Annotated in this window: 11 protein-coding genes; 10 read left to right on the top strand and 1 reads right to left on the bottom strand. The window is 55.2% G+C overall.

Features of this window, described 5'->3' with window-relative positions; translation table 11 throughout:
- Positions 1-1,111 (bottom strand): imidazolonepropionase (gene hutI, locus B3C1_RS18990; RefSeq protein WP_008486841.1); only part of this gene is annotated, 1,111 nt, incomplete at its 3' end.
- Between the two features lie 74 nt (positions 1,112-1,185).
- Here hutI and hutC point away from each other — a divergent pair.
- From hutC to B3C1_RS20385, 10 genes are all read left to right on the top strand, one after another.
- Complete coding sequence (gene hutC, locus B3C1_RS18985; RefSeq protein ID WP_008486840.1) at positions 1,186-1,896, top strand: histidine utilization repressor; 711 nt, start codon at positions 1,186-1,188, stop codon at positions 1,894-1,896.
- Complete coding sequence (gene hutU, locus B3C1_RS18980) at positions 1,893-3,575, top strand: urocanate hydratase (protein WP_008486839.1); 1,683 nt, start codon at positions 1,893-1,895, stop codon at positions 3,573-3,575. Before hutC ends, hutU begins: the two co-directional genes overlap by 4 nt.
- Positions 3,575-5,107 (top strand): histidine ammonia-lyase, encoded by a 1,533-nt coding sequence (hutH, locus tag B3C1_RS18975; protein ID WP_008486838.1) that lies wholly within the window; start codon positions 3,575-3,577, stop codon positions 5,105-5,107. Before hutU ends, hutH begins: the two co-directional genes overlap by 1 nt.
- Positions 5,108-5,252: 145 nt before the next feature.
- Positions 5,253-5,729, top strand: a complete 477-nt coding sequence (locus B3C1_RS18970) for a DUF1203 domain-containing protein (RefSeq protein WP_008486837.1) — start codon at positions 5,253-5,255, stop codon at positions 5,727-5,729.
- A gap of 96 nt (positions 5,730-5,825) precedes the next feature.
- Positions 5,826-6,041: a hypothetical protein gene (locus B3C1_RS18965; RefSeq protein ID WP_008486836.1), complete on the top strand. Its 216-nt coding sequence runs from the start codon at positions 5,826-5,828 to the stop codon at positions 6,039-6,041.
- Positions 6,042-6,158: 117 nt separating this feature from the next.
- Positions 6,159-6,935, top strand: a complete 777-nt coding sequence (locus tag B3C1_RS18960; protein ID WP_008486835.1) for an NYN domain-containing protein — start codon at positions 6,159-6,161, stop codon at positions 6,933-6,935.
- A 750-nt stretch (positions 6,936-7,685) separates the two neighbouring features.
- Complete coding sequence (locus B3C1_RS19605; RefSeq protein ID WP_008486834.1) at positions 7,686-9,467, top strand: ATP-dependent nuclease; 1,782 nt, start codon at positions 7,686-7,688, stop codon at positions 9,465-9,467.
- An 85-nt stretch (positions 9,468-9,552) separates the two neighbouring features.
- The gene (locus B3C1_RS20390) at positions 9,553-9,894 is read left to right on the top strand and encodes a hypothetical protein (protein WP_156804636.1); all 342 of its coding nucleotides are present in this window, start codon (positions 9,553-9,555) and stop codon (positions 9,892-9,894) included.
- A gap of 125 nt (positions 9,895-10,019) precedes the next feature.
- Complete coding sequence (locus B3C1_RS18950) at positions 10,020-10,445, top strand: hypothetical protein (protein WP_051012965.1); 426 nt, start codon at positions 10,020-10,022, stop codon at positions 10,443-10,445.
- 97 nt (positions 10,446-10,542) lie between these two features.
- Positions 10,543-10,917, top strand: a complete 375-nt coding sequence (locus tag B3C1_RS20385; RefSeq protein WP_156804635.1) for a hypothetical protein — start codon at positions 10,543-10,545, stop codon at positions 10,915-10,917.
- The last annotated feature ends 36 nt before the right edge of the window (positions 10,918-10,953 follow it).

Here is a 10,953-nt window from a genome sequence, read left to right as displayed (position 1 = left end):
CCGCCTGTTTCCCCACCGCCAGGCTGCCAATGTCGTCGCCCAGCCCCAGGGCCTTGGCGGCGTGGCAGGTCACCCCTTGCAGGGCCTCCCTTGGGGTGAGGCGAAACAGGGTGCAGCCCATATTTAGCATCAGCAGCAGCGAGCTAAGGGGCGAGGTGCCGGGGTTGATGTCGGTGGCGATGGCCATGGGCACCTGGTACTGGCGCAGTAAATCGATGGGCGGCAGCTGGGTTTCGCGCAAAAAGTAATAGGCGCCGGGCAGCAACACGGCCACGGTGCCGCTGTCTTTGATGGCCTTGACCCCGGCTTCGTCCAGGTATTCCAGGTGGTCCACCGACAACGCCTTAAAGCCCGCCGCCAGCGCCGAGCCGCCCAGGTTGGACAGCTGCTCGGCATGGAGTTTGACCGGCAGGCCATGGGCCTGGGCGGCCTCGAACACCTGGCGGGTTTGCGCCACAGAAAAGCCCACCCCTTCACAGAAAGCATCTACCGCGTCCGCCAGGCCTTCTTCGGCAATGGCGGGCAGCATCTGCTTACAGACCAGGTCGATATAACCGTCTGGGTCGTCTTTAAACTCCGCCGGCAGGGCGTGGGCCCCTAAAAAGGTGGTTTGGATGCGCTGGGGCATCTGCTGGCCCAGCAAGCGGGCGATGCGCAGGCACTTTTGCTCGGTCTCGAGGTTAAGGCCGTAACCGGATTTGATTTCAACCGTGGTCACCCCTTCGTCCAGCAGCGCCCTGAGCCTGGCCCTGGCGCTGTGGTAGAGGCTTTCTTCGTCCTCTGCACGGGTGGCCCGCACCGTGCTCATGATGCCGCCGCCGGCGGCAGCGATGTCCTGGTAGCTGGCCCCTTCCAGGCGCAGGGCAAATTCCCTGGCCCTGTTGCCGCCAAAGACGATATGGGTGTGGCAGTCGATAAAGCCCGGCAGCAGCCAGCCGCCACCGCCGTCTATCACCGGCAGCAGTGGGTCCAGGGCCGGCAGCTCGGCCTTTTTACCGAGCCAGGCGATGCGATCGCCCCTTACCGCCAGGGCGCCGCCGCGAATATCCCCGGCCTCGCCCATGGTGGCCAGGTTCACGTTTACTACCAGCCAATCCCAGTCTGCCGACATCTTGCCTCCACAACTTGTATATACAACCTGACTGTGCCACATTGACGTGAACGTCAACAAGGCTTTTTCACACCATGAGCAAGTTTGTGCCCATACGCCAATGGCTGCTGGACAGCATAGACGCCGGCAACCTTGGCCCGGGGGACGCCGTGCCGTCCGAGAACCAGTTGGCCGAGCGTTTTGGGGTGTCGCGGATGACCGCCCGCCGGGCCCTTACCGAACTGGTGGACAACGGCATGCTGGAGCGCCGCCAGGGCCAGGGCACCTTCGTGGCCGAACTCAAGGCCCAGAGCGCCCTGTTGACCATCCGCAATATCGCCGACGAGATCGCCGGCCGTGGCCACCACTACCAGGCCGAGGTGGTCAGCCTCAAGGCGCTGCCCTGCCCGGCGGACGTGGCCAAGCTGCTGGGCCTGAGCCCCGGCAGCCAGGTGGGCTATTCGAAGATTCTGCACGCCGAGAACAGCGCTCCCATCCAGCTGGAGGAGCGCTACGTCAACCTGGAGCTGGCCCCGGCCTACCTGGCCCAGGACTTTGAACAGCACACGCCCCACGAATACCTCAGCGCCGTGGCGCCCCTGACCGCCGCCCACCACTGGGTGGAAGCGGTGGCCGCCGATCCGGCCCAGGCCGGGCTGCTGGACGTAGCCGAGCACAGCCCGCTGTTAAAACTCACCCGGCTGACCGCCTCCCGCCAGGGTGCGGTCAGCCTGGCCCGCCTTTACCACCCCAGCCACTACAGGCTGGGGGGACAAATACCAATGACATTGGGGGAATCCTTATGAACCATACCGGCACCCGCCTGGACGACAGCCGCGTCGTCCGCGCGCCCCACGGCAGCGAACTGCGCTGTAAAAACTGGCTGGCCGAGGCCGCCCTGCGCATGCTGATGAACAACCTGGACCCGGCCGTAGCCGAACATCCCCAGGCGCTGGTGGTGTACGGCGGCATCGGCCGCGCCGCCCGCAACTGGGAATGCTTCGACAAAATCGTTGAGGTATTGCAGCGCCTGGAAGAGGACGAAACCCTGTTGGTGCAATCCGGCAAGCCGGTAGGGGTATTTAAAACCCACAGCGACGCCCCCCGGGTGCTCATCGCCAACTCCAACCTGGTACCCCATTGGGCCAACTGGGAGCACTTCAACGAACTCGATAAAAAGGGCTTGATGATGTACGGCCAGATGACCGCCGGCTCCTGGGTTTATATCGGCTCCCAAGGCATAGTCCAAGGCACCTACGAAACCTTTGTGGCGGTGGCCAAGCAGCACTTTGGCGGCAAGGCCCAGGGCCGCTGGATCCTCACCGGTGGCCTTGGCGGCATGGGCGGCGCCCAGCCCCTGGCCGCCACCATGGCCGGCTTTAGCATGCTGGCGGTGGAATGCGACGAGACCCGCATCGATTTTCGCCTCCGTACCCGCTACGTGGATAAAAAGGCCACCACCCTGGACGAGGCCCTTGGCATTATCGAAGACGCCAACGCCATGGGCCGCGCCGTGTCGGTGGGCCTGCTGGGTAACGCCGCCGATGTGTTCGCCGAACTGGTAAAACGCGGCATCATCCCCGATGTGGTCACCGACCAAACCTCGGCCCACGATCCCCTAAACGGTTACCTGCCCCAGGGCTGGACCCTAGAGCAGGCCCGCGAGATGCGCGCCAAGGACGAAGCGGCCGTAGTCAAAGCCGCCAAGGCCTCCATGGCGGTGCAGGTTGAAGCCATGCTGGCCCTGCAACAAGCCGGCGCGGCAACGCTGGATTACGGCAACAACATCCGCCAGATGGCCTTCGATGTGGGGGTGAAAAACGCCTTCGACTTCCCCGGTTTTGTACCGGCCTATATCCGCCCGCTGTTCTGCGAAGGCATAGGCCCGTTCCGCTGGGTGGCCCTCTCTGGCGACCCGGAAGACATCTACAAGACCGACGCCAAGGTCAAAGAACTGATCCCCAACGACCCGCATCTGCATAACTGGCTGGACATGGCTCGCGAGCGCATCGCCTTCCAGGGCCTGCCGGCGCGCATCTGCTGGGTGGGCCTTAAAGACAGAGCGCGCCTGGCCAAGGCCTTTAACGACATGGTTAAAAACGGCGAAGTCAAAGCCCCCATCGTTATCGGCCGTGACCATCTGGACAGCGGCTCTGTAGCCAGCCCCAACCGCGAAACCGAAGCCATGAAAGACGGCTCCGACGCCGTGTCCGACTGGCCGCTCTTGAACGCCCTCCTTAACACCGCTGGCGGCGCTACTTGGGTGTCCTTGCACCACGGCGGCGGGGTCGGCATGGGCTTTAGCCAACACGCAGGCGTTGTGATAGTGGCTGACGGCAGCGACGCCGCCGAAAAACGCCTGGGCCGTGTGCTCTGGAACGACCCGGGCACCGGGGTAATGCGCCATGCCGACGCCGGTTACGACATCGCCCAGAACTGCGCCCGGGAACAGGGCCTGGACCTGCCCATGCTGGAGAACAAATGATGTTTGAATTGGTACTCAAGCCCGGCCTGCTCACCCTTAGCCAACTGCGCCGGGTAGCGGCCGAGCCGGTCAAGGTCAGCCTGGTTGATTCCGCCTGGCCGGCCATCGACGCCAGCGCCACCATGGTCCGTAAGGTGATCGAAGAAGACCGCACCGTTTACGGCATCAACACCGGCTTTGGCCTCCTGGCCAACACCCGCATTGCCCGCCACGAGCTGGAAGAGCTGCAACGGCGCATAGTGCTGTCTCACGCCGCCGGTATCGGCGAGCTGATGAGCGAAGACACGGTGCGGCTGTTGATGGTGCTCAAGCTCAACTCCCTGTCCCGGGGCTTCTCTGGCATTCGCCGGGTGGTGCTGGAAGGGCTGATGGCACTGATTAACGCAGAGGTCTACCCCTGCATTCCCAAGAAGGGCTCGGTTGGCGCCTCGGGGGACCTGGCGCCCCTGTCCCATATGGTCTGCCCGCTGATTGGCGAAGGCCATGTGCTGCACAAGGGCCAGAAGATAAGCGCCGCCCAGGGCCTGGAAATCGCCGGTATCAAGGCCATTACCCTGGCCGCCAAAGAGGGCTTGGCACTACTGAACGGCACCCAGGCCAGCACCGCCTTTGCCCTGCAAGGGCTCTTTGCCGCCGAAGATTTATTTGTGGCCGGCAGCGTCATCGGCGCCACCAGCGTTGAAGCGGCCCTGGGTTCACGCCGCCCCTTTGATGCCCGCATCCACGCCGTGCGCGGCCAAAAAGGGCAAATCGATAGCGCCGCCCTGTATCGCCATATCCTAGGGGACAGCTCCGAGGTGGGCGCCTCCCACGCCAACTGCGACAAGGTGCAAGACCCTTACAGCCTGCGCTGCCAACCCCAGGTCATGGGCGCCTGCCTGACGCAAATTCGCCAGGCCGCCGAGGTGCTTTTGTGTGAAGCCAACGGCGTTACCGACAACCCGCTGGTATTCGCCGAGGACGACGACATCATCAGTGGCGGCAACTTCCACGCCGAACCTGTGGCCATGGCCGCCGACAACCTGGCGCTGGCCATCAGCGAAATTGGCGCCCTGTCCGAGCGGCGCATGGCGCTCCTTATCGACAAAAACCTGTCCGGCCTGCCGGCCTTTTTGGTGAACAACGGCGGCGTCAACTCGGGCTTTATGATCGCCCAGGTTACCGCAGCTGCGCTCGCGTCCGAGAACAAGTCCTTGGCCCACCCGGCCAGCGTTGATTCCCTGCCCACCAGCGCCAACCAGGAAGACCATGTGTCCATGGCCACCTTTGCCGGCCGCCGCCTGGCAGACATGGCCGCCAACACCCGTGGCGTACTGGCGGTGGAATACCTGGCCGCCTGCCAGGGCCTGGATTTCCGCGCCCCCCTTAAAGCCGCGCCCATAGTGGAAGACGCCAAAGCCATACTGCGTGGCCAGGTGCCCTTCTACGACCAGGACCGCTACATGGCCGCCGACATGGAAGCGGCCAACGGCATACTGCTGCTGGGGGCATTTAACCCCCTGGCCCTGCCGGGCCTGTTGCCCAGCCTCTAAGCCGGTACGCAAAATGGAAAAGGCCCCGAAAGGGGCCTTTTTTATGGCCTGAAGCCACCATTACCAAACTTCGGGTCCGCTTTTGGCCAGCATTCAGGGCCGCCCTTGGGCAAGCTTTCCTTGCACCCAATACAAGGAGAACCCTATGTCCCGCTTCATCCTCAAGGGCCTCGCCGAGGCCCAGTTTGCCGACCTCTTCACCCTCGACGATCAGCAGTTGGCCGCCCGGCAGATGCGGCGCCTGGTCGCCGACAGTCCGAACGGCTACCCCTGCCGAATCAGCCTCGATGACGCCGAGCCAGGTGACGAAGTCCTGGCGCTGCCCTACCAGCACCAGGGGGGAGACAGCCCCTACAGGGCCAGCGGCCCCATCTTCGTGCGTCAAGGCGCCCGCCAGGCCGAGCTGAAAGCAGGAGAGGTGCCGCCCTACATCGGCAAGCGGCTGGTCTCGGTCAGGGGCTACGACCAAAGCCACTACATCATCAGGGCCGCAGTCTGCCCCGGCGCCGAGCTGGCGCCGCTGCTGGAGGACTTCTTCGCCGATCCGGCCCTGGCCTATGTGCAGCTGCACACAGCCAGCCGGGGCTGTTATCTCTGCCAGGCCGAAAGGGCCCAGCCCTGACGGCGAAGGGCTAGCCACCCCCCGCTTTTACACTGCCAAGACAAGGCCTTAGCCTTTTTGGCGGCTATGCTTGAGCAGGGAAAGCGGGGAAATGCCATGACCAAATCGAAAGTCGATCGCCAGACCAGACAGGCCAGGGTGCGGGTGCACCGTGGCGTCCAGCTGACCGGCCTGCTGCTGGTGGTGGCCATCATGGCCGCCTTTATCGGTATCCCCTGGCTGGCGGAACTGGCCGCCTTCGGGGTCATCTTGGTTGGCGGCGCCACGGGGTATGGGTATTGGCAAGTCAGGCGGGGTATTCATCGGCATTGATGGCGGTTATCGACTTGCCTCTTTGGCATTGGACTTCATCGCTATCTATCTAATGGTATTTACCTCTGCCGGGGTGTGGGTTAGCGTTGGACGGTGACTAGCGCAAAGGAGTGCCACATGGTGTCGCCAAAATTGATCGCCAAGATCGAGTCTGAAGAACCTACCCTGAAATTGGCTGTCCTGATTGACGCCGATAATGCCCAGGCCGCTGTAATTGAAGGATTACTTGCTGAAATCGCCCGTTACGGTGAAGCGACCGTCAAGCGTATCTATGGCGACTTCACCTCCCCAACCAGCGCCAGCTGGAAAAAGGTACTTCAACGCCACGCCATAAAGCCTATCCAGCAATACGCTTACACCACAGGCAAAAACGCCTCTGATAGCAGCATGATCATTGATGCGATGGACTTGCTTTATAAACGCACGTTCGATGGTTTCTGCATCGTCAGCAGTGACAGCGATTTTACCGGCCTGGCTGTTCGCATAAGGGAAGAAGGCCTGCTGGTCTTGGGCTTTGGCGAGCAAAAGACACCCGATGCCTTCCGTAGCGCTTGCCACAAGTTCATCTTTACCGAGGTGCTGCGCCCTGAAGCCAGTCAGGTCAGCATCGTTAGCCAAGAACAATCTACTGCCACAGCAGAAAAACCCCAGGCCGCATTTCCAAAACAATTCATGCTTGATGCCCTGGAGCAATCGAGCGACGAATCGGGCTGGGCGCATTTGGGTACCTTTGGTGCCTACCTGTCGAAGCTCCAACCTGATTTTGACTCTCGAAATTTTGGCTTCAAAAAGCTATCCGATCTCGTCAGGGCCAAGGACGATCTCTTTATCACCGAAGATCGCCAAATAGCGGGTTCAGACCAGAAGGCTCTTTACATCAAAGCGGCTAAGTAGCTTTGACGCTGCCTAGGCGTAAATAAGGACGATCAAGGATGGTTTTCCGAGGGGGGACCGTCTAAACAGGCTGTTTGCAGTTGATGACAGGGAGGTTATCAGCAATTGGGGGCTGTGACTCAAGGGCGGTAGCGTGTCTCGAATGTGCCCTACGGGCACTGGCTTTTATTTACGGGGGGCGCCCCGCAGCGCGGTACTTTTACTCGGCCCATCCTTGGGCCTCACCCTAGCGGGCCATCGTCGCAGTACGCCGGTGTTCAAAATCGTTCCAGACGATTTTGTCGCTGCTCCCTCACCTCTGATCGCTTGCCGCTGACTCAATTCTCGAATGGCTAAGGCGATGCGGACCCTCCATGGTGGTTGGGCCCAACTCGGCCATCCAGGGCCTCGCCCCTGTGGACGTGGCAGACTGTCAGATCGTGGGTTGCGTCGTTCAGGTTTTTGGATAGGCATACAGTATATCCAGGCCCACTATCGATATTTGGCACCTTTATTACCGATGCCAGGCTCGCTTATTCCAGCAGTTACTAGCTAAGAGACTGATTAAGTTTGATTTTTCAGGTGGTCCGACTTCATGATAAGAAGCCGGTCCGATCAGCAAAAGAAGCCGACTCGTTTTCACGCAGGACGATTGACAGGTTCGCAGATATCACCAAGTAAATCAGGTGGTTAAAATCACCATCCCAAGTGATCTGATGAGTGAAAACGAGCCGGCTTCATAACTATTGTTATGCCTTTTAAGGATGAATCGTGAAGATCGAGAAAATCACTATAAAAAATTGGAGATCAATAAAGAATCAAGTTGTCTATGCTCAGGACTTGATGGTGATAATTGGTCAAAACAATCACGGAAAATCAAACTTATTGTCTTCAATGTTGTTTTTCTTTGGTGAGATTAAGCATCATGATTTGGATTTCCATAAAGGCTCCACAGAATTATTTGTCGAATTGCAGTTTGGATGCCTAGATGAATCTGACAATACAACCTTCAAGAAATATTTAACCTCCGAAGGCAAAATTGTAGTTAGAAAAACAGCGTATTTAGGCGGCAGTTTTGAGTATCGTGGTTATATCGAAAACCCTACAGAAGAATGGCTCCAAGAGGTAAATGCCAGCGCATACACAAAAAGAGAGTTGGCCAGCAGTCTTCCATTTCATCCATTTCTCCCTGCTACAGGAAGAATTTCAAAGCAAGATATTGTTGATGCTCAAGCTGCCTACATTGAACAGAATCGAGATGCAATAAATTTTAGCTATGAGCTTGAGGCCACAAACTTCCTAGGTCTAAAATCGGTCGCTAGTGGCATATTTGGGGAGGTATACTTCATTCCGGCAGTCAAGGAAGCGTCTGACGACTTTACTTCAAAAGATTCTAGCGTCTTCGGAAAAATGTATTCAGACGTTGTAGCGTTAATGTCAGAAAACAACGATGAATGGAAGACAACTAAAGAAAATTTAGGGAAACTTTTCGCAACACTGAACAAGAAAGACAAAGATGGCAATGTAAATGAAGGGCGTCCTCAACAGCTTTCAGATTTTGAGGAAGAGCTCGCGACAGAGTTGGTTACATGGGGAGCAAGAGTTGATATTGAGGTAAGCTCCCAAGATATTGAAAGTGTATTTAAAGCAAACACACAAGTGTGGGTCGATGACGGGGTAAGAACCGATATAAAGCGGAAAGGTCATGGATTACAGAGAGCATTAACAGTCGCACTGATCCAGGTTGTCGCCAAAAGAGCTATTGCAGCCGCGGCGAATAATGGCAATGAGGGCGAAGGCGCAAGAAAAGTATCAAATTCCAGGTACTTTATTTTTGAGGAACCGGAGCTTTATCTGCATCCTCAAGCACAGCGATCCTTATTTGATTCGTTCGTCAATCTTTCGGAGTCTGGAAGTCAAGTCATTCTGTGCACTCATTCTAGCGGCTTAATTGATGTTGAACGATACAAGTCAATCTACATAGCCACCAAAGAAACCGGGTCTGATGAGACTACGGTAAAGCAATGTGTGGATGATCTATTTGAAGGTGACGCAAAAAAGGACTTCAATTTATCCTATTGGATAAATCCAGACAGAGGCGAGTTATTTTTTGCTAGCAAGGTTGTGTTGTTGGAAGGGGCTACAGAAAAGACTGTTTTTCCTTTGCTGGCAAAAGAAATTGGGGTGTTTAGATATGATTACACGCTTATTGATTGTGGCTCTAAAGACAACATTCCGCTCTATGTCAAATTGCTCAACAAATTCAAAATACCCTACGTGGCTGTATATGATCGTGATCATCAGCAAGGAAAAGGCGCAGATGCTATTGCCTCGGCTAATACATCTACCCAAAAGATAGAAGATGTCATCGATTCCACCATAGGAAAATCTCTTGTCTTGGATAACGATATAGAGGAGGAGCTTGGGCTTCCAAAAGGTGGTAGTAGCAAGCCCTATATCGCTTTGAATCATATTACCTCACAAGGATTTACTTTGAGTGAGGTGATGAAGCAGAAAATCAGCCTCGCGTATGGCATCGAAGTCGAGGCATAACAATGCGCTGCACTCGGACAAATTTACGCTGTGCTTCAATTTGCCAGTGAGCGCGGCGTTATGCATCTCTCAATCTGGAGTTAATATGAATTATTGGAAGCTAGTAGTTTTGGGTTTTGCACTTGTTAGTCTTCAAGCTGTGGCTGCTATTGTGGGAGAAACTAAAGGTAAAGTCATTACGATCAGAACCTCTTCGCACTATCACGAGTCTATTCCGACAGATGCGGAAACTGAGACTATTTTCAAGCTGAGTAATAGCTACGTGGACTGCGAATGGGTAGGAATAAAAAATAGCGAAGCTGCTTTTGTCTCTACTTTGTTGGCTTCACAGGCACAGTCTAAAGAAGTGTCAGTTTGGTATTACAAGGACAAATATTCTCCTGTCTGGGGTAACGTATGTCAGGCTATAACTATAGAGTTGAAGTAAATGCATAACCAAGCTAGCAACCTGACACTGCATGCTACGCTTCTTTTTGGCGTGGCTGCGCCACGATACACCAAAAAGCTGCTCCGCACGCAGTGCAGGTTCTAGCGGCGTTAGAGTTCATCACTATGAAGAAATTGGCCTTAATTATGAGTTTACTTTCTATGTTCAGCTTCGCTAAAGCCACGGAATATACTGAGGGCCAAGTCTGGTCTTATAAGACAAGAATTGGTGAAGAGAAATCAACGGTTCTAATTAATAAAATTGAGGCAAATGAAAAGTTAGGGAAAATCTATCACGTTAGCCTCAACGAAGTTAAAGTTAAGAACCCTCATATGGCTGGCGGCTTTTCAAGCGAGCCACCTCATTTTCCGGTCTCTGAAGAAACTTTAAAGAAAAGCCTTCTTAAACTCGTCGGTAACGCTGCTCCAAATCCAGACTATATAGAAGGCTACAACACTTGGAAATCTGCTTTTGACGCAGGAGAGGCTGGTATATTTACTATATCCGTAGCTGAGATCGTTGGGTTCATTGAAGATACAATCAATAAATGAGAACAAACTCTAACAAAGCAATTAAAAATCGCCCACAAAAAGCGTGGGCTGGACTCGCTAACGCTCGCCTTTTATTGCGGCGTTATATGCAATGACCATGAATATATACGAAGAAGAAATTGAAGGAAGAGAATTCGATTGGTATGCAATCGATGATTCTGGAAATATTGCTTTATTCTCTACAGCTGGTGAGGGGTCTATTCCCAAGCTAGTAATAGAAAACTATAAGCATCATGATGAAATTTCAGATTCAATTGATGCTCCTAACTGGGGAAGTCCAGAAGTATGGGGAGATTATGCAAAGTTAGGTTTCTTTGTTTTCGATTGGGACCTGCCAGGTGGGCCATATCTAAGAGAATGCTCACCAACTAATACAATGAATGAAGAGCTTAAGAAAAAGATTCTAAGCATAAACAGTTTGCCAGTATTAGATGTTAACTTCTCAAAAGTAGAGAAAATTAATAATGTTTAAAAAGGCATATAACAAGTGACTGTGGCATTTCGTCAA

It is taken from the genome of Gallaecimonas xiamenensis 3-C-1 (assembly GCF_000299915.1).
Taxonomy (GTDB): Bacteria; Pseudomonadota; Gammaproteobacteria; order Enterobacterales; family Gallaecimonadaceae; genus Gallaecimonas; species Gallaecimonas xiamenensis.
The sequence above is the reverse complement of the archived record's forward strand: the minus strand, read 5'-3'. Positions and strand labels throughout refer to the sequence as shown.